The sequence below is a fragment of the Roseobacter sp. SK209-2-6 genome (assembly GCF_000169455.1).
Taxonomy (GTDB): domain Bacteria; phylum Pseudomonadota; class Alphaproteobacteria; order Rhodobacterales; family Rhodobacteraceae; genus Pseudophaeobacter.
Genome location: NZ_AAYC01000002.1, coordinates 355101 through 377436 on the forward strand (window position 1 = coordinate 355101; position 22336 = coordinate 377436).

Sequence of the window (22336 nt, forward strand, 5' to 3'; positions counted from 1 at the left end):
GCTCCAAACTAGCGGACTACATAGACAGAGCAGTTGGAATGCCGGATCACGCGGGCAGCATTCGGGCCCAACAAGTAGTCCTTGAGGTCCGGCTTATGGGCACCGATGACAATCAGATCGCTGCCCGCTGCTTCTGCAACTGCCAGGATTTCCTGATAGGCCTTCCCCGTAGCGACCACATGACGGATCTTGGCGTTTTCTGTTTCGCCCAAAACCCTTTCACAGAGCGTACGTAGCCTGTCGGTGGTATCCTCCACGGCCTTCTCGTGGTGATGGGCCTCAAAGAAGCCAGAGACCCAGCTCTCCCCGAAATCGGGAAGAACATTCACCACATCCAGCTGGGCTCCATCAAGTGCTGCCAAGCGCGCGGCCTGCTGCAGTACCTTTTCGTCAATCGACGTCTCACTCAGCTCCAAGGCACATAGGATCGACTTATTCATGCCGGCACTCCTTCCTCAGTCATCCGTGCCCTGCCCCGTTGCATCATGGCAACAAGCGCCAGAAGCAGAAGTGCAGGAATAAAGATCAGCTCTTTTGGCAATTGGTCAGCCGGCGCCAGAATTTCAATGACTTCAACAGGTGCGTCACCATAGAAATCAAAGCTCTCCAGCTTCTTCTCAGCCGGGGTGCCAAACCCGGGAGCATCCAAAACCATACGGGTTTCTTCCGGCAACAGAACTAACCCCGTAGCTTCGGCTATTGCCGCGCCGTCACCGCTTTCAGGGATGGTCACAACCAAGGTCGTTGAAACGATCTCTGAGGTGTCGAAATCCGGGCCTTGGATAGTCAGACGCAATTCCTGCCCAGCTTCAGCACTCTCCAGCGCCTGAACAAGCTCCAGCGGTGCAACTGCACTATGCGGAGGCATGATCCGGTTCATGAAGAAATCTGGACGGAACAGGGCAAAGGCTACAAAGATCAGGAGAAGGCTTTCATAGATCCGGCTGCGGGTCAGAAAATACCCCATGGTACCCGCAGTAAAGACGAGGATCGCAATCGTCGCTGAGATTGCAACAAGTATCCCCTGCGTCCAGGTCACATCTATCAACAAAAGATCAGTGTTGAAGATGAAGACAAACGGCAGGGCAACAGTGCGCAGGCTGTAAAAGAAGGCTACAAATCCTGTACGGATAGCATCCCCCCCAGAAACAGCAGCGGCCGCAAAGCTCGCCAGTCCAACGGGCGGCGTCACATCCGCCATGATCCCAAAGTAGAAAACAAAGAGATGCACCGCGATCAGTGGAACAATCAATCCAGATTGCGCACCAAGCTCAACCACAACCCCCGCCATAAGCGAGCTGACAACAATGTAGTTTGCCGTGGTCGGCAGCCCCATGCCCAGCACCAGTGAGAGCAGGCCAACCATGATCAGCATTAAGATCAGATTGCCGCCAGAAAGAAACTCAACCAGATCTGCCATAACCTGGCCAACACCGGTAAGGGTAACTGTTCCAACGATGACACCCGCTGTGGCCGTAGCCAGCGCAATACCGATCATATTGCGCGCGCCATCAATCAAGCCAGCCCAAAGATCCGCAACCCCATCAACAAAGTTTTGCCCCAAGTTGCTTTGACCTCGGAACAATGCCTTGAGCGGTTTCTGCGTTAGCAGGATGACGAACAGGAGCGCAGTTGCCCAGAATGCGGAGAGCCCAGGCGACTTTTGCTCGATCATCAAGAAGTAGACCAGCACGATGATTGGCAGCAGGTAATGCAAGCCAGCTTTATAGATCTTACCCACCTCTGGCAGTTCTACTTCTTTGGCATTTGGGTCATCGGGGATAAGGTCCTCAACCCCTGCAGCTAGCTTTAGCAAGGCTATGTAAGCAGCTACTACCATTAGGGAAAGCACCAAGCCAGACGCGTTTGGCATCAACGCGATGACCCATTTGACTGGATATTGCACGCCATAACAGAGTGCTGCAAATCCAGCAAAGAACAGAGCCATTCCGCCAATTGTTCGCCCCATCGAAACGACGCGATTGCCCAGAGTTGGCATATTCCGTTTCACTGCTTCCAGATGCACGATATAGACCAGTGCGATGTATGAAATGGCCGCAGGCAGGAAGGCATGTGTGATCACTTCGACATAAGAGATGCCGACGTATTCTACCATCAGGAAGGCTGCCGCACCCATGACCGGAGGCATGATCTGGCCGTTCACCGAAGAGGCAACCTCAACCGAGCCTGCCTGCTCTGAGGAGAAGCCAACCCGTTTCATCAGCGGAATGGTGAAGGTGCCTGTTGTGACCACATTGGCAATGGAGGAACCCGAGATCAGACCAGTGGCAGCAGAGCCAACAACGGCAGCTTTCGCAGGCCCGCCTTTCAGGTGCCCTAGGGCACCAAAGGCCATTTTGATAAAGTAGTTCCCGGCCCCGGCTTTATCAAGAAGTGCTCCGAAGAGTACAAAAAGAAAGACAAATTTTGTCGAAACGCCCAGAGCGATACCAAAGACCCCCTCAGAGGTAATCCACATATGGCTCATGGCTTTTTTCAGGCTGGCACCCTTCCAGCGGATAACCTCTGGAACATATTCTGAGGAGCCAAAAAAGACATAAGCCAGAAAGATCGTAGCGATGATTGCCATTGCTGGGCCAAGCGCACGACGCGCAGCCTCGAACAGGATAAGAAGACCGGCCAGCGCGAAGAACTTATCGATATCATCCGCAAGCCCACCGCTGTCGACGATTTTCTGGTAGTTCAGGTAGCCGTAGATTGCCACATAGACACCAGCCGCCGCCAACACCCAATCTTGCAGGGGAATGAAATTGTCTTCGGGATCAGACCATTGACGCAGATAGCTCAGCAGCATCAGTGCCGCGACTGCCAGGGCTGACAGAATACAGATCCACTGCAATGTGTCGCTCGACCCACCGGTCAGATATTGGCCCATCAAAGAGAACCCGCTGAAGGACAGTAGGGCAATCGCCAGGAACACGCCAATCGCGCTCGTCACCCGCTCCAAGGGGGAGGCATGTCCAGTGGCGTTCAGGAAAGTTGGGAGCACAAGCGCTAAGGCAATAATTGCCCCGGCAGAAATCGCCACGGTGAGAGAAATCCCAGGAACAAGTGCTATGAACACCGCCGTGGAAAATGCGCCAAGCGCGATTGAAGTTCCAAGGTGTCCAAGCGCAAAGGACACCAGGTTGCGGCTCTCACGTCCCATCGCTGGATAGGCCATAAAGCCCAGGCAAAGGGCAAAGGCGAGATGGATGAGACGAGAATTGTTGTTCACAGCGCCTGGCAGCAGGTAATTGGCCAGTGGTGAAGCAAGTACGACTTGGAAAACGGACCAGCTGACAGCGATGATAGCAAGGGAGAGCCCGACCGCCCCAATGGGGTTTCTCGCGCCTGCGTCAGAAGACGCGACCAGTTCTTGCAGTTCTTCTTCGCTTAGCGGTCGATTTCCTTGAGCATCAGATGTCATGGATAATCTCCCAATCAGACCTGCAGCCAAGGGGCGCGGTCTGCGATGTTCTTTGGTCAGGCTCGGACGCCTAGACTGATACGGAAAGGGGCGCGAAAACCGCGCCCCTCCCTATGTCGGCTGATCGCTTACTGGATCCAGCCTTTTTCACGGTAGTACTTGGCCGCGCCATCATGCAGAGGAGCGGACAGACCATCGGCAATCATCTCTTCTGGCTTCAGATGCGCAAAGGCAGGGTGCAGTTTCTTGAAAGCATCAAAGTTCTCAAACACTGACTTCACAACTGCATAAACTGCATCCTCAGATACATCGGTCGAGGTCACAAACGTCGCGCCAACACCAAAGGTCTGGGTGTCGCCATCAGATCCGCGATACATGCCACCAGGAATGGTTGCAGTCCGATAGAAAGCGTTGTCCGCTACCAGTTTACTGACGGCATCGCCATCAACGGTCACCAGAACAGAGTCACAAGCGGTTGTTGCTTCCTGAATGGAACCGGATGGGTGGCCGACGGTGTAGATCATCGCATCGATCTGGTTGTCGCACAGCGCAGCGGACTGTTCAGCGGCTTTCAATTCTGTTGCCAGGGCGAAATCTTCCATGCCCCAGCCCTTGGCGCCCATCAGAACTTCCATAGTGCCGCGTTGACCGGACCCTGGATTGCCGATGTTAACACGCTTGCCCTTCAGGTCATCAAAGCTGGTGATGCCAGAGTCAGCCCGTGCAACAACAGTAAAGGGTTCAGGGTGTACCGAGAAAACAGCGCGCAGGCCTTCAAAAGCACCCTTTTCCTCGAATTTGGAGGAGCCATTGTAAGCATGGTGCTGCCAGTCCGACTGAGCTACGCCAAACTGAAGCTCACCTTCGCGAATTGTGTTGATGTTGTAGACCGAACCACCTGTGGATTCGACGGCACATTTAAAGCCGTGCTCTTTGCGGGTCTTGTTAACCAGTCGACAGATCGCACCACCTGTTGGGTAGTAAACGCCGGTGACGCCTCCGGTTCCGATCGTGATGTATTCCTGTGCTTGCACTGCAGGGGCAACAAAGGTTGCCGCAACCAATGCGCCAATAGCGAACTTGCTGTGTTTCATTGTGATTTTCTCCCACGATTTATCATTCATGAAGCAGCGATGCCCGTACGTTGAGGCAATGCTGTAGTAACAATCCCGTACCGATTCAGTGCGCTAAGCGCGTTGAAACGAAACAGAAGAAGGCTGATCGCGCGATACTGACTAGGCGCTTGCCAAGGCCAACTGTCAACCGCATCAGATAAACCAAATCCATCTTTGACGCCCACTTCATCGCTACTGAGGCTTAATGTCAAAAATTCCCCGGCCTCCCGCTCCTTGAGATTCGCCACACTGTGTCAGAATGTCGCACACATTCGCAAGGGTGATCTTTTGGAAGCCTTTCCCCTACCCGGCACGAAATAGTTACGACAACGTAAAATTTCGAAATCGGAGTGAGTACTAAAAGAAAAAACGGGACTCGAATCTCTGCCTAAAGTAGAAGTGTTTGAATTCAGTTACACCATAGAGATCAGGTAAAGCCTGACGTTTTCCGGGAGGACGGGGCAATGATCCTGTTAAGTAAGCTGGTAGAGGAAAACCCCTCTATCGACAATTTCTGGTCTCTAGAGAGATGCGTTTCAGCCACCGCGCGACAGTTTTCTGAGACGGAGGACGTCGGCATAAAATTTGACATCGAACCAGAATACCGCTCCACCCCAAGAAGATGGCAAATGATCCTTGTAGCGGCCTATGAACGCGGACTGCGCGCTAGGCAAAGCAGTCACAGCTTCTAAGCTCTCACATTCGGACTGCTCACCCGAATTAGGTAAGGCCGTTTCTAAATCGCTACACAGATCTCTTTGCAGATTTCCCCCCATGAAACCAAATCCCCCCAGAAGAACCATACATTTTTGAAAAACGTAGAGGTTTTTGGGAAAATTTCCCCAGACAAGGCAGAAAAACGGTTTAACAGAACGAAAGCTTCTAAAGGCTGCAAAAGTGCAATAGCTGTCAGATTTTGAACTCAAACGCTTTGCATTCGAAGTCGGCCAATCTACGCAAAATGAATTTGCAAATCCGCAAGCCACCTCCAAAATCACTCAATCGATCTCAAATCGCTTTGCAAGCTACCCCCCGCGGCCCCAAATGTGACTTCAGAAAACAGATCAATTCAAAGTGCAAAATGAAGGGCCAATGGGTGGTCACCTTATTGCGTCGCTTCACCTACAGCTCTCTTGTCTTTAACTACCCTAGGTCGCCCAAGCGATACACCCGAAAGCACACATGCGAACATGCGGGCAGATGTCAATTAATTCAATTAGTTACTTAACGCACCCACCCTCACCGCAGGACTAGAACACAGCTCTACAGTTAAATATTTTGGATCCAATCCCTCCCGTATTGAAGCCAAATTCAACAATTAGAGCTTTGCGAAAATCCACGCGCAAACTCAAACTGCAAAAACACATGACAAAAATGCAAAAATGCAAGATGCGCCAAGCAAAGCACCGCTAGACGCTTTGCTTGGCCCTTGAAGAGAGAAACCTAGTTCAGGTCAGGACTTTAGAAAAAGGCCTGCAGGCCGGTCTGCGCACGCCCTAGGATCAAGGCATGCACGTCGTGGGTACCTTCATATGTGTTCACCGTCTCTAGGTTGACCATATGACGAATGACGTTGAACTCCAGGCTGATCCCATTCCCACCGTGCATATCCCGCGCATTGCGTGCGATTTCCAGCGCTTTGCCACAGTTATTCCGCTTCACAATCGAAATCATTTCCGGCGCGGCATTGGCTTCGTCCATCAGGCGGCCAACGCGCAAGGAGGCCTGCAGACCCAGTGTAATCTCGGTTTGCATATTTGCGAGTTTGAGCTGGAACAGCTGGGTGTTGGCGAGCGGGCGGCCAAACTGCTGGCGATCTAGCCCATACTGGCGCGCAGAATGCCAGCACGCCTCAGCAGCACCCATTGCACCCCAGCTAATCCCGTAGCGCGCGCGATTCAGACAGCCAAAGGGCCCCTTAAGACCCTGAACATGTGGCAGCAGAGCGTCCTCTCCAACCTCCACGCCATCCATAACAATCTCACCGGTGATCGATGCACGCAATGACGCCTTGTTTTTGATCTTTGGTGCAGACAGACCCTGCATCCCCTTTTCCAAAACAAAGCCGCGAATTTTGCCGCCATGTTCGTCCGATTTGGCCCAAACAACAAAGACATCCGCGATGGGCGCATTAGAAATCCACATTTTGGAGCCGGTCAGCTTATAGCCATTGGCGGTTTTCTCGGCGCGTGTCTTCATGCTGGCCGGATCAGATCCCGCATCAGGCTCTGTCAGGCCAAAACAACCGATCCACTCGCCAGACGCGAGTTTTGGCAGATACTTCTGACGCTGCTCTTCGCTGCCATAGGCATAGATCGGATACATGACCAACGAGCTCTGTACAGACATCATAGAGCGGTAGCCACTGTCCACACGCTCAACTTCGCGTGCCACCAGACCATAGGAAACATAGCCGCCGCCCAATCCGCCATATTCTTCCGGAATGGTGGTGCCCAGCAGGCCCATCTCACCCATCTCACGGAAGATCGCGGGGTCGGTTTCCTCATTCTCGTAGGCTTCGGTGACGCGTGGCTGTAGCTTTTCCTGCGCATAGGCACGTGCCGAAGCGGAGATCATACGCTCATCTTCAGTCAGCTGATCTTCCAGTCGCAGAGGATCTTCCCAGTTAAATCGACCCAGGTTAGGTGCATCTTTGGCGCGCAGTTTAGGTTTTTCGGTCATAGCAAGGCCTTCCGATCGCAATTAAAAAGTTAAACGAACATTACGACTGCCCTTGGGAAAAAAACAGCGAGACTTTGGAAAGAAAACATGAGATTTTGTAATACATGAGTATTCCACGACGCTTTCTCCCCTCCATCTCCTCCCTCCGCTCCCTGGAAGCATTGGATCGCCTAGGGTCCGCTTCTGCAGCAGCAGAAGAACTCAGCCTTACCCAGGGTGCAGTTAGTCGACAGCTTAAGACTTTAGAAGCACAGATAGGATTGCAACTCATTGAAAGAAAACAAAAGAAATTGAGCCTATCCGAGGAGGCGAAAATCTACGCTGAAGAAATCCGTCAAGCTTTGGAGCAAATTGCGCAGGCCACCCTACGCCTCCAATCGGCTCCCTTGGCGGGAACATTAAATCTGGCGATACTCCCGGCTTTTGGGATGCGTTGGCTCATGCCACGTTTACCGCAGTTCTCCCGTCTTCATCCAGACATCACAATTAACATGTCAACACGCCTGAACCAGTTCAACTTCTCCACAGAGGCATTTGATGCTGCTATACATTTTGGAAAATCAGATTGGCCTGGAACAGAGTCTCTATTGCTTAAGAGCGAGCATCTTATCCCCGTTTGCGCACCCCAGCTTGCCCCGGAGAAGACAGAGTTTACCACCCGGGAAATACTTCAGCTCCCGCTATTACATATTCAAACCCGACCCAACGCCTGGCGTGATTGGGTTCAGGCACAGGGTAAGACGGAAGAAATAGAGAATTTCGGAGGCACGACCTATGATCAGTTTGCAACCATCACTCAAGCGGCTTTGCATGGTTTGGGCGTAGCTCTGCTCCCGGACTATCTGGCGGAACAAGACCTTGCGACTGGGCGACTAAAAGCTTTGTGGCCCAATGCTACTGAGACCAAAGGCGCCTATTACCTCGTTTGGCCCAAAAGCAAATCCCGTTCACCTGCGCTAAAGACTTTCCGCTCCTGGCTTGCGGAGCAGGCGCAGCCGGAAGACCCGCTACCCCGCTAACCTAACCTGTGGATCAGTTAGTAGGATTTATCCCAGAGCATACCCCGCGCCGCGCACCGTGCGCACCGGGTCATCACCACCAAATTGTGTCAGCGCCTTGCGCAGGCGGCCGATATGGACGTCCACAGTCCGGGTATCAACATAGATGTCGCGCCCCCAAACCCGATCCAGAAGCTGCTCGCGGCTCCAGACACGTCCCGGTTTTTCCATAAATGTTGAGAGCAGGCGAAACTCCGTTGGCCCCAGTTTCAACATCTGGTCTGATCGACTGACGCGATGAGTTTCTGCATCTAGCACAATGTCACCGTATTCCAGACGCAGCCCCACCGCAGAGGGCCGTGAGCGCCGCAATTGGGTTCTAACCCGCGCCACAAGCTCGATTACTGAATAGGGCTTCACCACATAGTCATCAGCACCCGTCTCCAACCCTCGCACCTTATCCACTTCTTCGGACCGTGCAGAGAGCATAATGATTGGTATACTTCGCGTCTCTGTTCTGGATTTCAGGCGGCGGCAGACTTCGATACCGCTGAGATTGGGCATCATCCAATCCAAAACAATGACATCCGGCATCTGCTCATCAACGACCAACAACCCTTCTTCGCCGTTTTCCGCTTTGAGCACCCGAAAACCATCCGCTTCCAGATTATAGGCGAGGACCTCTCTCTGCGCGAGTTCATCCTCGACGATCAGAACAGTGGGCTGATCGGTAGACATCGCCTAGATCTCCTGCGCTTTCGTAGATGTGGTATCTGCTTTGGGTCTGTCCTCTTCCGGTCGCGCCCCCGTCACCAAATAGATCAGCTCTTCGGCGATGGATGTCACGTGGTCGCCCATACGTTCGATATTCTTTGCAATGAAGTGCAAATGCATACAGGAAGTAATGTTGCGCGGATCTTCCATCATATGGGTCAGGATTTCGCGGAACAGGGCGTTATACATCTGGTCAACTTCCGCATCCCGTTCGATCACATCCGCCGCCAGTTCCACGTCCCGCTGAATATAGGCGTCCAGGGCATCCTTGAGCATCAGCTCAACCTCGCGCGCCATCCGACGCAAAGCGGCGGCGCTGACAGTAACATCCTGCCCCTGAACCAGAACCCCTGTGCGCTTGGCCATGTTCTTGGCGTAGTCACCGATACGCTCCAGATTGCCTGCTATCTTCATCACCGAGAGAACCAGACGCAGGTCAACCGCCTGAGGCGCGCGAATAGCGATAACCCGTGCCGCATCTTCATTGATCAGCTCTTCCAGCCCATCAATTGCAGCATCTTGCTTGCGAATTTTAAGGGCCAGTTCCTCATCCCGAGAGATTAGAGCCTGAGCGGCGCCGGTGATCGCAGCCTCAACCAATCCGCCCATTTTCATGATCTGCGCCTGTATGGCTTCCAGATCCCGGTCAAAGGCTGATGCGATATGTTGTTCTACCATTGTTTTTCCTCCGCCGGATCAGCCGATACGGCCTGTGATATAGCTTTCAGTGCGCGGGTCCTGCGGATTGGTAAAGATCTGCCCCGTAGCTTCGTATTCCACCAGGTTCCCCAGGTGGAAAAAGGCCGTTTTCTGGCTGACACGGGCCGCCTGCTGCATGGAGTGGGTCACGATAACAACGGTGAAATTCCCCCGCAGTTCATCGATCAACTCCTCGACCTGTGCCGTCGCGATTGGGTCGAGCGCCGAACAGGGCTCATCCATCAAGAGAACCTCAGGTTCTGTTGCAATCGCGCGCGCAATGCAAAGACGCTGCTGTTGACCACCGGAAAGACCAGTACCCGGTGCGTCCAGCCGATCTTTGACCTCCTCCCAGATCGCACCGCGACGCAGGGAGTTTTCGACGATCTCATCTAACTCAGCCTTATTGCGGGCCAGCCCATGAATGCGCGGACCATAAGCAACATTGTCATAAATGGACTTTGGAAACGGGTTGGGTTTTTGGAAAACCATACCAACCTTGGCCCGCAGCTGAACCGGATCCACGCGTCGATCATAGATGTCTTCCTCGTCCAGTAGGATCTCACCGGTCACACGACAGACATCAATGGTGTCATTCATCCGGTTGAGACAACGCAGAAATGTCGATTTCCCGCAGCCAGAAGGGCCAATGAAAGCTGTTACCGCATTGGCTTCGATCCCGACGCTCACATCTTTGATCGCATGGGAGTCAGCATAGTGAACATTTACATTGTTCGCCGCGATTTTGACCGTTTTTGTGACCATGGTTTTATCCATCATATTCATCGTGTTCATGCCTTTCGAGCCCCTACCAGCGACGTTCAAAGCGGCGGCGCAGGATGACCGCAATTGTATTCATGGTGACGAGAAAGACCAAAAGAATGATGATCCCGCCCCAGGCACGCTCATAGAACGCAGGATCCGCACGCTTGGCCCATTCATAAATCTGTGCAGGCATTGCTGAATTCGGCGACAGCAAGCCTTCGGCGATGGTTTCTGGCGCATTGGATGCGATGAACCCCACCATGCCGATCAGCAATAGTGGTGCTGTCTCTCCCAGGGCCTGCGCCAAGCCAATGATGGTGCCGGTCAGAATACCTGGCGCCGCCAGGGGCAAGACATGATGAAACACCGCCTGCATCTTTGAAGCGCCAACGCCAAGGGCCGCATCCCGTATCGAAGGCGGTACAGCCTTGAGCGCGGCGCGGGTTGAAATGATGATCGTTGGCAAGGTCATCAGGGTCAGCACCAAGCCACCCACCAAAGGCGCTGACATGGGCAGGTGCATGTAGTTGATAAAGACCGCAAGCCCCAGGATACCAAAAACAATGGAAGGAACCGCGGCGAGGTTCGCGATATTCACCTCAATGATATCAGTCAGCCAATTGCGCGGTGCGAATTCTTCCAGATAGATCGAAGCAGCAACGCCGATGGGCAGCGCCAGTGCAAGGACCACCATCATCATAAAGAGTGACCCCGCCATCGACACGCCAATTCCCGCCGCCTCTGGCCGCTGATCAGACGCATCAGACCCTAGGATAAAATCCAGGTTAAAAGTCTTTTCAATAGTTCCGACGGCGACCAGGGCATCAACCAGATCCAACTGCTCTGCTGAGATGTTTTTGTCGTTGACAACCGACTCTCTGGTCACCCGCCCCTTCAAGTAGCCATCAACACGGCTCTGGGCGAGAAAGCGAAATTCAACGGTTTTTCCGATTTGGTCGGGGTTCGCAATTACATAGGCCCGCAGTTCCGCAACTGCACTTTTGGACAGAAGGGCCGCCAGATGCTTGGATTTCAGAGAGGTCTCAATGCTCAGATCTGCAACCAGATCCTTCATCGCGGTTTTCAGCAAGGGGGCATAACCAAAGGTAGTGACCTTCTTGATCTCCTCGATGTTCCGGTTGCCTTTTTTGTCGAGTTTGCTTTCCAGCAACTCAACATTCACGGTGATGAAGGTCTGCTGAAAGGCTCCGGTCCCTTTGCTCACAATAGTCGTGACAAGAAGGATCAGCATCAACAGGCCAACCATAATGGCGGCAATGCCAAACGCTCTAAAGCGCCGCTCCGCTGCGTTGCGTTTACGGGTCCGCGCAGTTTCGGTCAGCAGGGAGTTCTGCACTGGTTGCGCCTGAGAGAAACCTAGATCGGTCATTAGTCGTATTGCTCCCGGTATTTACGCACAATGATGAGGGCAAGAACATTCAGTCCAAGAGTGAGCACAAAGAGAGAAAGCCCGAGGGCAAAGGCCACCAGTGTTTCGGGGCTGGCAAAATCGGTATCGCCGGTCAGCTGGCTGACGATCCTTGTGGTAATGGTGGTCATCGACTCAAATGGGTTGCCAGAGAACTTGGCAATTGCTCCTGCCCCCATCACAACGATCATTGTTTCCCCGATCGCGCGCGACGCTGCGAGCAGGATTGCACCAACGATGCCGGGCAGCGCGGCCGGCAATACCACCTGGCGGATGGTTTCGGATTTTGTCGCACCCAGCCCCAGTGAGCCATCTCGCATGGTCTGAGGAACCGCATTGATGATGTCATCGGATAGGGAGGAAACAAAGGGGATCAGCATGATGCCCATGACAAAACCTGCCGTCAGCACCGAGGTAGCACCACTCATCCAATCAAGCCCCAGAAGACCATTCTCCCCCTGCCCAAAAAAGCGCAGCAACATGGGGCCCACGGTCAGCAAGGCAAAGAGGCCGTAAACGATAGTCGGAATGCCCGCCAGGATCTCCAACAAGGGTTTGGCGAGGGTTCGCACGGCTGGGCTTGCGTATTCAGACAGGTAGATCGCAGCAAAGAGACCGACGGGTACCGCCACCAGCAGCGCAATTGCAGAAATATAGAGCGTTCCCCAGAGAAGCGGCAGGATCGACAGCTCACTGTCGCCCCGGAAGTTCGGAGCCCAGGTGGTGCCAAAGAAAAAGTCGCTCCAGGCGTGCAAGCCAAAGAAATTCACGGTTTCAAAGAGCATCGACAGCACGATGCCAACCGTTGTGAGAATGGCGAGAGAGGCTGCTAGTACCAACAGGGCCATTGCGCCGCGTTCAACCAGATTGCGTGCGCGCAGGTCCTTTTGGGTCTGGAGCAAAGCATAGACAAACCCAGCACCCGCAAGACCGAGACAGGCGACGACCATCGCGAGATGGCCTGTCTTGGAAAAACCGCGATAGCTTTGTGCGGCTGAGAGCACCTCGGGCAAAATCTCTGATCCCAAGGCAACGCCGATTGTGCCCAGCTCAACCCGCAGATTGGAGCTTTCCAGATCAAGAGCATTGATCTGATCATTGCTCAGCAAGCCGCGCTCTTCTGCCAGATCCAGTCCCTCTGCCAGCCTGCGGACATCAGACATCAGAAGGTTCAGCGACCCTGTTTCCGCAAACATGCTTTCCGGGATGGATTTTACCACTCGTGTTTCAATGAGCATGGGCTGCAGCAATAGCCAGCTAGCGAGCAGCGCCAAGGAAGGAACGCCCGCCCACATGGCGACATTAACGCCATAGTAAGAGGGCAAAGAGTGCAGCGCACGAATGTCGCCGTCAGCTGTTGCCAGCGCACGGTGGCGCCCCAGCAAAAAGCCAGCAACAGAAAGAGCAAGCAGAATGATGATGAGCCAGAAAGTCGGCATCAGGTGCTCCGAGATTTCATCCACAGTCTGGTCAGTTTCCAACTGCAGGACTTCGAGACAATGTCGGAGCGATAAGAACCGCCCCGACCTTTTCTCTTAGTGGTTAGGGTGAGTTCAGGAGTTGTTGTCCAGAGTTTTCTCGTCGGACACAGCTTCCTGTGTCGCTTCCAGTTCTGGATCTGCAACCAGACCATATTCCGCCAGAGGGCCATCTTCGCCGGCAACCTCTTCTGCAACAAAGAACTCAGCATATTCTTTCAGGCCAGGGATCACGCCGATGTGGGCTTTCTTCACGTAGAAGAAGAGCGGGCGGGACACCGGGTATTCACCAGTTGCGATGCTCTCGGTCGAAGGAACAATACCGGACATGGTCGCAACCTGAAGTTTGTCGGTGTTGTTCTCATAGAAGGCCAGACCAAAGACGCCGATCCCATCTTTGTTGCTTTCAATGCGCGCCAGTGTCTCTGTGTAGTCGCCGTCGATGTCGACCGAACGCCCGTCAGTGCGCAGGGCGATACAGGCTTTCTCTGCGGCTTTCTTCTTTGCCTTGGCGGTTTCGCCTTCGGCATGGGCCAGCAGGTGTTCAAAGGCGCCAGTTGCCTCGCAGCCGGCCAGGATCACTTTGTCTTCAAAGACTTCACGCGTACCGTGCTTGGTGCCAGGAACAAAGGCCTGGATCTCAACAGCTGGGAAGTTGGAGTTTACATCCGCCCAGGTTTTGTTCGGGTTGTCGACCAACTGACCATCAACCATGATCTTGTCAGACAGCGCCAGGAACCAATCAGTTGGGGTGTATTCAAAGCTATTTGCATTGATGTCAGAGGCAAAAACGATGCCATCATAACCGATGCGAACTTCAATAATGTCTGTCACGCCATTCTCGGCGCAGGCCTTGACCTCTTTTGCCTTGATCTTGCGCGATGCATTGGCAACGTCGATGGTATTCTCACCGACGCCTTCGCAAAACCGCTTCAGACCAGCAGAGGAGCCGCCGGATTCAACAACTGGTGTGGGGAAATCAAAGTTTTCGCCAAAGGCTTCGGCAACGATCGAGGCATAGGGCAGAACGGTGGAGGAACCGGCAACCTGAACCTGGTCACGCGCAGCGGCGGAAGAGGCAGAAACGGCGGCAATTGCCAGGGCGGAAGCTGTCAGTTTCACAAAGGACATCTGTGTCTCCATGAGAGTTTGAAGGTGCTGACCACCAGTTTGGTGACCTTGCTGGCCTTCTATGGCTACTGAATGTGACTTTTGTGACGCCAGTGTAACAGCCACATGACAATCCCCGCCAAAAGGCACATTCGATGTCAAATTCGCTTAACTTTTCTTCGCCGCCTGTCCCGCCGACTGAAACCCGCCCTACAACAGTTCCGCAAACTGCTTTGGCCTTCGCCCGGCTTTTATCCAAAACCGCAATGACAGGAATATGGGAGAATCCCCAAACAGCCGCATAACCGTTTCGGGAAGTTTTAGGCGCGAGCTGGACTAAGTCGCATCCTTTTGGAGCAATCCCCAAACCTCAACGTGGGAGCAACACTGTAAACGTGCTGCCCACGGCTCTTTCACTATTGATACGCAATCTGCCGCGATGCCGGCTGATGATGTGTTTCACAATCGCAAGGCCAAGCCCGGTTCCACCAAGCTCACGCGATCTATGGCTATCAGCACGATAGAACCTTTCCGTCAAACGAGGCAAATGGATCGGATCAATTCCCTGACCATTGTCTCTTACCGTGACCTGAACGGCCGGTCCGCGAAGCGAGCGATCCCTCTCCAGGAATTCAAGCGTGACCTCAACATGGTCGCCACCATATTTTATCGCGTTCTCAACCAGATTGATAAAAACCTGCAAAAGCTGATCCGGGTCACCAGCAATCTCGTATGCATCAGGGCTTTCCACCCCTTCGGGAAGCCCAAGATTAAGTGTCACCGAATTGTTTTCCGCCAGGGGCTGCATGGTTTTCAAAACCGATTGGAGATGAAGTGCAAGATCCAGTCGTTCCTTGGGACGCTGGCGCTCTCTGCTTTCGACACGGTTGAGAGTCAAAAGGTCCCCAACCAAACGGTTCATCCGTGCCGCTTCGTCGGACATGATAGAAAGAAAGCGGTCACGCGCATTGCTATCTTCGCGTGCTGGGCCCTGCAGGGTTTCGATAAACCCCACCAGCGCCGTTAGCGGTGTTCGCAATTCGTGACTTACATTCGCGACAAAATCCCGACGCATCTGTCCCGCCTGCTCCCGTTCACTGACATCCGTAAAGGTGACCAATACGGCTCCGGCCTCTACCGCACCGATTGATGGTACATAGCCTAGCGTCACATCATAGGTTGTATCTTGGGCACCATCATTGGACAAATGGCGAGCATTGCGCGGTTTGCGATCTTCCAGACAGCTTTCGATTGCCGCTATCACGCCGGGTTGGCGCAGAATGGTCGCGAAATGTCGACCGACCAGATTTTTCCCCAACAGTCCCTGACTCGCCATATTGGCTGCGATTAGGCGTTCTGATTGATCCACCAGGACCGCTGGTAGCGGGATCGCCTCCAGAAACCCGGTGTTCACATCCTGCTGCATCCTGATCCCCACGCAAATGACCCGTCAGATCTAGCGATAGATTGTAAAGCCTTTGTGGCACTGCAAGGCGACACGAAAAGATCGCAACGCCAAACCCTGACATGAATTAGCCAACGGGCACCAGCTCATCTCGGAATTTGCGCATGTTTTCCTGATAATGTATCGCGCTCAAGGTCAATTTTTGGGCCAGCGCCTCATCGACTTCTCGCACGACCTTGCCCGGAGCACCCATCACTAGAGAGTTGTCCGGGATCTCTTTGTTTTCGGTGATCAGCGCCCCTGCCCCAATCAGGCAGTTTTTGCCAATCTTGGCACCGTTCAAAACCGTGGCCCCCATACCGATCAGGCTGTTTTCACCAATGGTGCAGCCATGCAGCATGACCTTATGGCCGACCGTGCAATTACGACCGATCGTCAAAGGAAAGCCCGCATCGATGTGCATGACGACATTTTCCTGAATATTGCTGCCTTCACCGATGCGAATTTCTTCGTGATCCGCACGGATTGTACAACCAAACCAGACAGAGGCCCCCTGCTCCAGAACAACTTGCCCTATCAGGTTGGCATCTGGCGCAACCCAGCTGTCCTCATGCAGTTCTGGTCGGTGCGCTCCCAAAGCATAAATTGTCATGACATGGCCTCAAACTCTGTCTGCAACACACGTACATGGCTCATTAGTTGCGGCTGTTGTATCCGGCGCAGACGTGTTGCGGTGATGATGGTTTTCAGTGCGCCTTCGGTCGCATCCAGATCTTCATTGATCAAGACATGATCATAGCTGCCCCAATGGCTGATCTCGTCCCAGCTCTTTTCCATACGACGCGAAATGGTTTCAGCATCATCCTGTCCACGGCTTTCTAGACGGCGCCGCAGCTCGGTGATTGATGGCGGCAACAGAAAGATCGACAGCGTATGCTGGCCCAGTTCGGAATTGCGGATTTGCTGCGCACCCTGCCAATCAATGTCAAAGAGCACATCCTGCCCCGCCTCGATTGCGTCACGGACCGGGCCTTTGGGCGAGCCGTAGAAGTTTCCGAACACATGAGCATGTTCCAGCATGTCATTGCTGGCAACAGCCGCTTTAAAATCTTCGACTGGCGTAAAGTGGTAGTCTTCGCCATCGACCTCACCCGTTCTGGGCTGCCGGGTGGTTGCCGAAACCGAAAAACGGATGCTGTCGTCCCAGCTCCGCAACCGCTTTGCAAGCGTGGATTTCCCTGCCCCGGAAGGTGAAGAGAGGATGATCAGAAGGCCGCGCCGGTCTGCCATGTGATGTTCCTTGGAGTTACTCAATGTTTTGTACCTGCTCACGCATTTGATCGATAAGGGTCTTAAGTTCCAGCCCAATTGCGGTGAGCTGACTATTCTGAGCCTTAGAGCACAGCGTATTGGCCTCTCTGTTGAACTCTTGCATCAAGAAATCGAGTTTGCGACCAATTGCGCCGCCCTTGCGCAAGAGTTCCTCAGCAGCCACCACATGCGCTGCCAACCGATCAATCTCCTCTGTGACATCCGCTTTAACCGCCAACATGGCAAGTTCCTGCGCGATGCGTTCAGGAGCGACCCCATCGGCGTTATCCAGAACCCGGCTCAGATTTGATTTCAGGTTTTCCTCAATGAAGGGCTTGCGCGCCTCAGCGCTTTTTGCCGCTTCCTCGGTCAATCTGCGAATTTCCAAGAGTTGCCCGCTTAAGACTTTTGTCAGCGCCTGCCCTTCGGTTTCACGCATTTGAACGAATTCGGTCAAAATGTTTTCGAACTCCTTCTTGAGTTCATTTACAATTGGCTCCGGGTCATCCTGACTTTGGCTTTGCTCCAGCACGCCCCGAATGGACAGCAGATCAGCGGCAGAGGTCACCGAAAGATCGATCCCCTTGGACTGTGCCAGCGCCTCGGTTTCGGCAAGCGCCTCCAGCACTGAAGTCAAAAGTGGTTTGTTCAATACAACGCAGCCTGCGCCGTCATCCTGCCGCGCCAATCGCAGATTCAGACTGACATTACCTCGTGCCAATGATTTGCCCAAACGGCTTCTAAGGTGGGTTTCAAGACCTTCCAGCCAATCTGGCACCCTCAAACGCAGATCAAGACCTTTTGCGTTTACCGACCGCAACTCCCAGCTCCAGCTATGCGTTTCAAACACGCCCTGCCCCGAAGCAAAACCAGTCATGCTGTAAATCGTCATAAACGCAGGCCTTTCCTATATAGTTTGCAGTCGCTCTCGCCTTTCCTCTATACTTCATATGTAGTGTGCAAGCGCAAAAGGATAGGTTCCTAAACCCAGGCGTTAACCAATCAGGTAAGTTTTGGTCCAAATTTGAATTATATTATGTCATGTTAACTGCAAGGTAACCATCTAAACGGTACGACAAGGGCAGTTGCCAAATTGCTCTTGAGTGCCCTAGGGGTCATCCCCTGACAGTTTAAGGAAAAGCACATGTTTTTTGGCGGTAGCAAAAACCCCGGACACGATGAGAACCAAGGCAAGGTTGTCTCCATGAAGCATTTCCGCACCCCAGTGCCCGTTTCCGCGATGCGTCAGGCCGAGGCCTATTGGACTGCTCTGCGCCGTGGCGACGATATCCCCAACCGCTCGCAGATTGACCCACGCGGGTTGGAAAACATCTTGTCACAGACCTTCATCCTGGAACGGGTCGCACCGGGTATCGCACGTTTCCGCCTGGCAGGGCAAAAGGTCAATGAAATGGCTGGTATGGAAGTGCGTGGCATGCCTATCACCGCCTTCTTTACCCCGGATGCGCGCAAACAGATGAGTGCTGCACTGGAGCACATGTTCGAAGCCCCCGCCATCATCGAAGTTGAGATGCAGACTGAAGGCAGCCGTATCCGCACCCCACAAGAAGCCCGCATGCTACTCTTGCCGCTTCGTAGTGATCTGGGCGATGTCAGTCGCGCTCTAGGCATCTTTGTCTCCGAAGGTAACCCGGTTGGAACCTCTCAGCGTTTCTCGATCTCTTCCATCGAAATGCGCGCGGTCAATTCTGTTTCCCAGGAACCAGAATTCAAAGCACAGCCCCGTCTAGCTGAGACCACCGCTTCTGTGCCAGACACCAATGGCGATAACGCTTCTGAGAGTGAAGAGCCCTCTTTCTTGCAGGCCGCGCGTAGTCTCCTGGAAGAAAGTAAGAAGCCATTGGCAGGAACTGCGCGGGCAGATCACAAAAGCAAAAACAAAGCATCCCACCTGCGTCTTGTGGTTAGTCGTGATTAGCGCCTACCCATTGTCGAAAATTTTACCTGAATTCTAGTCTATTTGGTCATAGCTAGATTTGCGCCCCGCGGAAGAATTCCCGGGGCGCTTCCCGTTTTCGCGCTTGTTCTGACAAGACACCAAACTCTCTGACAAAAATGCCACCCAGGATTCTCCCCTGGGTGGCTTTCGTTTGTGCTCCCCCTGAAACCAAGGGGTAAAAGACGTGGTGTGCTCAGCCGACTTCGGCAGAACTCGCAATGCGCTTGCTGCGCAGCTGGGACAGTTCTTCGGCCACCAAAAAGGCGAGTTCCAGGGACTGGCTGGCATTCAGCCGTGGGTCACAGGCTGTATGATAGCGGTCGCTCAGGTTTTCATCTGTGACAGCACGCACACCACCGGTACATTCAGTCACATCTTGCCCGGTCATCTCAAAATGAACCCCACCTGGCAATGTGCCTTCAGCAGCATGTACTGCAAAGAAGTCCTGGACCTCGCGCAGCACGCTGTCAAAAGGCCGGGTCTTGTAGCCGGAGGAAGACTTGATCGTATTGCCATGCATCGGGTCGCAAACCCAGGTGACTTTGGTCCCTTCCTCTTCTACCGCCTTGATCAGACGGGGAAGATGTTCGCCCACTTTGCCCGCACCGAAACGTGCGATCAGGGTCAAGCGACCCTCCTCGTTTTCTGGGTTGAGGCGCTGCATAAGGACCTTCAGGTCTTCAGCAGTTGTTGTTGGGCCGCATTTCAGACCAATCGGGTTAAGAACACCACGGCAGAACTCAACATGCGCGCCGTCAGGCTGACGTGTGCGATCGCCAATCCAAAGCATATGCCCCGAACCGGCCAGCCATTTGCCAGACGTGGAATCAAGTCGCGTCAGAGCTTCTTCATATTCCAGCAACAACCCTTCGTGGCTGGTGTAGAATTCAACAGTCTGCAACGTATGTGCCGCATCATTGTTGACGCCCGCTGCTTTCATGAAGTCCAGCGTATCGGTGATCCGATTGGCCATCTCGCGATAGGATTCGGCTTTTTCTTCCTCGGTAAATCCAAGGGTCCAAGCATGGACCTGATTCACATCTGCATATCCACCGGTGGAGAAAGCCCGCAACAGGTTCAGAGTCGCCGCAGCCTGAGTATAGGCCTGCAACATACGCGAAGGATCGGGAACCCGCGAACCTTTGTTAAAGGCAAGGTCATTGATGATATCACCACGATAGCTGGGCAGTTCCACCCCTTCCAAGGTTTCTGTCGGCGCGCTACGGGGCTTTGCAAACTGCCCCGCCATACGACCTACCTTAACAACTGGAACCTTGGCACCATAGGTCAGAACCATGGCCATCTGCAGCATAACCTTGAAAGTATCGCGAATTGCATCAGCGCTGAACTGCTCAAAGCTCTCAGCGCAGTCTCCGCCCTGCAACAAGAAAGCTTCACCCCGGCCGGCGGCCGCCAAGTGCTGTTTCAACCGTCGTGCTTCACCAGCAAAGACCAAAGGCGGATAGTTGGAAAGCTGGGTTTCTACAGCCTCTAGGGCCGCGGCATCGGTATAGTCGGGCATCTGCACGCGTGGTTTGCTGCGCCAGGCCGATTTTTGCCAATTACTCATAGCTTTTCTCCGCTTAAGAGGTCTAAGTTGTTGAACAGGAGCCACCTATACAAAACCGTGTCGCTGCTGACCAGTTTAGAATTGCCCCCTCTTGACCCGGAGGCAAAGCTGTGAGCACGGTTTTGGGAACTTTCCGCGGGGAGGACCAATTGGGTTCTCGCCCGGTGCATTCAATCTTTGCTAAGGATGTGCCCAATGCAAACGACGAGCAAGCCGACAAGAACCAATGATACTGCCGGCCAGCCCAAGAGATTTGTCTTTGTTTTGCTGAACAAATTCACCATGCTTTCGCTTGCTTCCTCGGTTGAATGCTTGCGTATTGCGAACCGTATGGCCGGGCGTGAAATCTACTCTTGGACTTTGCAGGGAGAGGCCGGTTCAACCGTAACCTGTTCTGCCGGTATTACCTTCGAAGTTGATAGCGACCTCTTGGACCTCCAACGCGACGATACGATTCTCCTGTGCTCAGGCGTTGATGTACAGGCAAGCACCACAAAGAAGGTCCTGGCCTGGCTTCGTCGCGAAGCGCGCAAAGGTCTGGTCATCGGTGGCCTCTGTACCGCCGCCTATACCATGGCCAAGGCCGGGCTCCTTGATGGCAAGCGCGCTACAATCCACTGGGAAAACATCGACAGCTTCATCGAAGAGTTCGAAGACGTGACTCTGACCAAATCGGTTTTTGTTATCGACAATAACAGGCTTTCCACAGCGGGTGGGACCTCTTCCGTTGATTTGATGCTCAAACTGATCGCCAATGATCATGGAGAGGATCTTGCCAATTCGGTTGCGGATCAGCTGATCTACTCTTCGATCCGCACCGATCAGGATACACAGCGCCTGTCTATCCCGACCCGGATCGGGGTTCGTCACCCGAAACTCTCCTTGGTTATTCAGATGATGGAAGCCAACATAGAAGAGCCTATCAGCCCCTCTATCCTGGCACAGGACGTTGGGATGTCGACTCGTCAGTTGGAGCGCTTGTTCCGTCGCTATCTCAACCGCAGCCCCAAACGCTATTATATGGAGCTTCGCCTTCAGAAGGCGCGCAACCTTTTGATGCAAACCGATATGAGTGTAATCAACGTCGCACTCGCCTGTGGCTTTGCCTCCCCTTCGCATTTTTCAAAATGCTACCGATCGCACTACGAAACCACGCCCTATCGGGAACGCGGCAGTAAATCGAGCTCCGCCTAGTCCGGCTTTCTGGTTTCTAGCATTCGGCTTGGCGACATCCATTTTTGGAAGCCGCCAAGCTTAACCTGTTCTAAGGGGTAACAACCTTAGTTTCCCAAAATGCACGATGTTCCCCAAGGTGCACACTTGATTAGAACCTGACATGGGAATCAGTGCAGTATTTGTAGATTTCACCCCCCCTTCGAAACGCCGTTAGGCATCAAAGCTCCACTACAATCATTCCCTTGCTCAACATTTTTCCCAGAATCAGCCCCAGCGACTCTGAACTCAATATGTTTCTGCTCTTATGACTGAGCCGAAGGGAAACTATTTTAAGCCTCAAGCACTTGTGCGAATGCCGCCCGGATAGGACACGGGACTGAATGGTATCAAAATCAGTCAGCTGAGGCTGCAAAACCGTCAAAGACCATTTCGGA

The 22336-nt window shown here is 53.4% G+C and carries 20 protein-coding genes; 4 read left to right on the plus strand and 16 right to left on the minus strand.

Annotation, left to right across the window (positions count from 1 at the left end; genetic code table 11):
* Positions 1-8: 8 nt before the first annotated feature.
* From RSK20926_RS04865 to RSK20926_RS22775, 4 genes are all read right to left on the minus strand, one after another.
* Positions 9-440 carry a universal stress protein gene (locus tag RSK20926_RS04865; protein ID WP_008204797.1) on the minus strand — a complete coding sequence of 144 codons (432 nt, stop codon included), beginning with the start codon at positions 438-440 and terminating at the stop codon, positions 9-11.
* A complete protein-coding gene (locus RSK20926_RS04870) occupies positions 437-3430 on the minus strand; it encodes a TRAP transporter permease (RefSeq protein WP_008204798.1) in 2994 nt (997 codons plus the stop codon). The genes RSK20926_RS04865 and RSK20926_RS04870 overlap by 4 nt, the downstream gene beginning before the upstream one ends.
* 128 nt (positions 3431-3558) lie before the next feature.
* Positions 3559-4524: a TAXI family TRAP transporter solute-binding subunit gene (locus RSK20926_RS04875; RefSeq protein ID WP_037253775.1), complete on the minus strand. Its 966-nt coding sequence runs from the start codon at positions 4522-4524 to the stop codon at positions 3559-3561.
* A gap of 26 nt (positions 4525-4550) precedes the next feature.
* Positions 4551-4793: a hypothetical protein gene (locus RSK20926_RS22775; RefSeq protein WP_157133041.1), complete on the minus strand. Its 243-nt coding sequence runs from the start codon at positions 4791-4793 to the stop codon at positions 4551-4553.
* A 216-nt stretch (positions 4794-5009) separates the two neighbouring features.
* Between RSK20926_RS22775 and RSK20926_RS22990 the strand changes: the two genes are divergently transcribed.
* On the plus strand, positions 5010-5237 hold the full coding sequence (locus tag RSK20926_RS22990; protein WP_008204801.1) for a hypothetical protein: 228 nt from the start codon (positions 5010-5012) through the stop codon (positions 5235-5237).
* 769 nt (positions 5238-6006) lie between these two features.
* On the opposite strand, the gene RSK20926_RS04885 is transcribed toward RSK20926_RS22990, so the two are convergent.
* Entirely contained in the window at positions 6007-7227 is a 1221-nt protein-coding gene (locus RSK20926_RS04885; RefSeq protein WP_008204802.1) for an acyl-CoA dehydrogenase, read from the minus strand.
* A gap of 104 nt (positions 7228-7331) precedes the next feature.
* Here RSK20926_RS04885 and RSK20926_RS04890 point away from each other — a divergent pair, with 104 nt between their 5' ends.
* Positions 7332-8246: a LysR substrate-binding domain-containing protein gene (locus tag RSK20926_RS04890; protein ID WP_008204803.1), complete on the plus strand. Its 915-nt coding sequence runs from the start codon at positions 7332-7334 to the stop codon at positions 8244-8246.
* Between the two features lie 27 nt (positions 8247-8273).
* Here the strand turns inward: RSK20926_RS04890 and phoB are convergent, their stop codons facing one another.
* The 10 genes from phoB to RSK20926_RS04940 all read right to left on the minus strand — a co-directional run bounded on the left by phoB (position 8274) and on the right by RSK20926_RS04940 (position 18088).
* Positions 8274-8963: a phosphate regulon transcriptional regulator PhoB gene (gene phoB, locus RSK20926_RS04895; protein ID WP_008204804.1), complete on the minus strand. Its 690-nt coding sequence runs from the start codon at positions 8961-8963 to the stop codon at positions 8274-8276.
* 3 nt (positions 8964-8966) lie between these two features.
* Positions 8967-9677: a phosphate signaling complex protein PhoU gene (gene phoU / locus RSK20926_RS04900; RefSeq protein ID WP_008204805.1), complete on the minus strand. Its 711-nt coding sequence runs from the start codon at positions 9675-9677 to the stop codon at positions 8967-8969.
* A gap of 18 nt (positions 9678-9695) precedes the next feature.
* Positions 9696-10493, minus strand: a complete 798-nt coding sequence (gene pstB / locus RSK20926_RS04905) for a phosphate ABC transporter ATP-binding protein PstB (protein WP_008204806.1) — start codon at positions 10491-10493, stop codon at positions 9696-9698.
* 13 nt (positions 10494-10506) lie between these two features.
* Entirely contained in the window at positions 10507-11853 is a 1347-nt protein-coding gene (gene pstA / locus RSK20926_RS04910) for a phosphate ABC transporter permease PstA (RefSeq protein ID WP_008204807.1), read from the minus strand.
* A complete protein-coding gene (pstC, locus tag RSK20926_RS04915; RefSeq protein ID WP_037253933.1) occupies positions 11853-13331 on the minus strand; it encodes a phosphate ABC transporter permease subunit PstC in 1479 nt (492 codons plus the stop codon). The genes pstA and pstC overlap by 1 nt, the downstream gene beginning before the upstream one ends.
* A 114-nt stretch (positions 13332-13445) precedes the next feature.
* Positions 13446-14501, minus strand: a complete 1056-nt coding sequence (locus RSK20926_RS04920) for a substrate-binding domain-containing protein (protein WP_037253936.1) — start codon at positions 14499-14501, stop codon at positions 13446-13448.
* A gap of 349 nt (positions 14502-14850) precedes the next feature.
* A complete protein-coding gene (locus tag RSK20926_RS04925) occupies positions 14851-15906 on the minus strand; it encodes a sensor histidine kinase (RefSeq protein ID WP_008204810.1) in 1056 nt (351 codons plus the stop codon).
* 106 nt (positions 15907-16012) lie between these two features.
* On the minus strand, positions 16013-16537 hold the full coding sequence (locus RSK20926_RS04930) for a gamma carbonic anhydrase family protein (protein ID WP_008204812.1): 525 nt from the start codon (positions 16535-16537) through the stop codon (positions 16013-16015).
* On the minus strand, positions 16534-17175 hold the full coding sequence (gmk, locus tag RSK20926_RS04935; RefSeq protein WP_008204813.1) for a guanylate kinase: 642 nt from the start codon (positions 17173-17175) through the stop codon (positions 16534-16536). Before gmk ends, RSK20926_RS04930 begins: the two co-directional genes overlap by 4 nt.
* Positions 17176-17191: 16 nt before the next feature.
* A complete protein-coding gene (locus tag RSK20926_RS04940) occupies positions 17192-18088 on the minus strand; it encodes a YicC/YloC family endoribonuclease (protein WP_037253777.1) in 897 nt (298 codons plus the stop codon).
* Between the two features lie 252 nt (positions 18089-18340).
* On the opposite strand from RSK20926_RS04940, the gene RSK20926_RS04945 reads away from it, so the two are divergent.
* Positions 18341-19135 carry a PAS domain-containing protein gene (locus tag RSK20926_RS04945; RefSeq protein ID WP_008204815.1) on the plus strand — a complete coding sequence of 265 codons (795 nt, stop codon included), beginning with the start codon at positions 18341-18343 and terminating at the stop codon, positions 19133-19135.
* 214 nt (positions 19136-19349) lie between these two features.
* Here RSK20926_RS04945 and RSK20926_RS04950 read toward each other — a convergent pair whose 3' ends face one another.
* Positions 19350-20726 carry a class II 3-deoxy-7-phosphoheptulonate synthase gene (locus RSK20926_RS04950; RefSeq protein WP_008204816.1) on the minus strand — a complete coding sequence of 459 codons (1377 nt, stop codon included), beginning with the start codon at positions 20724-20726 and terminating at the stop codon, positions 19350-19352.
* Positions 20727-20921: 195 nt separating this feature from the next.
* Here RSK20926_RS04950 and RSK20926_RS04955 point away from each other — a divergent pair, with 195 nt between their 5' ends.
* A complete protein-coding gene (locus tag RSK20926_RS04955; protein WP_008204817.1) occupies positions 20922-21920 on the plus strand; it encodes a GlxA family transcriptional regulator in 999 nt (332 codons plus the stop codon).
* Positions 21921-22336: the final 416 nt, after the last annotated feature.

What these genes read in the sequence shown, in the direction of transcription:
- RSK20926_RS04865 (WP_008204797.1), bottom strand. Translation starts at nt 440, where the DNA reads ATGAATAAGTCGATCCTATGTGCCTTGGAGCTGAGTGAGACGTCGATT.
- RSK20926_RS04870 (WP_008204798.1), bottom strand. Translation starts at nt 3,430, where the DNA reads ATGACATCTGATGCTCAAGGAAATCGACCGCTAAGCGAAGAAGAACTG.
- RSK20926_RS04875 (WP_037253775.1), bottom strand. Translation starts at nt 4,524, where the DNA reads ATGAAACACAGCAAGTTCGCTATTGGCGCATTGGTTGCGGCAACCTTT.
- RSK20926_RS22990 (WP_008204801.1), top strand. Translation starts at nt 5,010, where the DNA reads ATGATCCTGTTAAGTAAGCTGGTAGAGGAAAACCCCTCTATCGACAAT.
- RSK20926_RS04885 (WP_008204802.1), bottom strand. Translation starts at nt 7,227, where the DNA reads ATGACCGAAAAACCTAAACTGCGCGCCAAAGATGCACCTAACCTGGGT.
- RSK20926_RS04890 (WP_008204803.1), top strand. Translation starts at nt 7,332, where the DNA reads ATGAGTATTCCACGACGCTTTCTCCCCTCCATCTCCTCCCTCCGCTCC.
- phoB (WP_008204804.1), bottom strand. Translation starts at nt 8,963, where the DNA reads ATGTCTACCGATCAGCCCACTGTTCTGATCGTCGAGGATGAACTCGCG.
- phoU (WP_008204805.1), bottom strand. Translation starts at nt 9,677, where the DNA reads ATGGTAGAACAACATATCGCATCAGCCTTTGACCGGGATCTGGAAGCC.
- pstB (WP_008204806.1), bottom strand. Translation starts at nt 10,493, where the DNA reads ATGAACACGATGAATATGATGGATAAAACCATGGTCACAAAAACGGTC.
- pstA (WP_008204807.1), bottom strand. Translation starts at nt 11,853, where the DNA reads ATGACCGATCTAGGTTTCTCTCAGGCGCAACCAGTGCAGAACTCCCTG.
- pstC (WP_037253933.1), bottom strand. Translation starts at nt 13,331, where the DNA reads ATGCCGACTTTCTGGCTCATCATCATTCTGCTTGCTCTTTCTGTTGCT.
- RSK20926_RS04920 (WP_037253936.1), bottom strand. Translation starts at nt 14,501, where the DNA reads ATGTCCTTTGTGAAACTGACAGCTTCCGCCCTGGCAATTGCCGCCGTT.
- RSK20926_RS04925 (WP_008204810.1), bottom strand. Translation starts at nt 15,906, where the DNA reads ATGCAGCAGGATGTGAACACCGGGTTTCTGGAGGCGATCCCGCTACCA.
- RSK20926_RS04930 (WP_008204812.1), bottom strand. Translation starts at nt 16,537, where the DNA reads ATGACAATTTATGCTTTGGGAGCGCACCGACCAGAACTGCATGAGGAC.
- gmk (WP_008204813.1), bottom strand. Translation starts at nt 17,175, where the DNA reads ATGGCAGACCGGCGCGGCCTTCTGATCATCCTCTCTTCACCTTCCGGG.
- RSK20926_RS04940 (WP_037253777.1), bottom strand. Translation starts at nt 18,088, where the DNA reads ATGACGATTTACAGCATGACTGGTTTTGCTTCGGGGCAGGGCGTGTTT.
- RSK20926_RS04945 (WP_008204815.1), top strand. Translation starts at nt 18,341, where the DNA reads ATGTTTTTTGGCGGTAGCAAAAACCCCGGACACGATGAGAACCAAGGC.
- RSK20926_RS04950 (WP_008204816.1), bottom strand. Translation starts at nt 20,726, where the DNA reads ATGAGTAATTGGCAAAAATCGGCCTGGCGCAGCAAACCACGCGTGCAG.
- RSK20926_RS04955 (WP_008204817.1), top strand. Translation starts at nt 20,922, where the DNA reads ATGCAAACGACGAGCAAGCCGACAAGAACCAATGATACTGCCGGCCAG.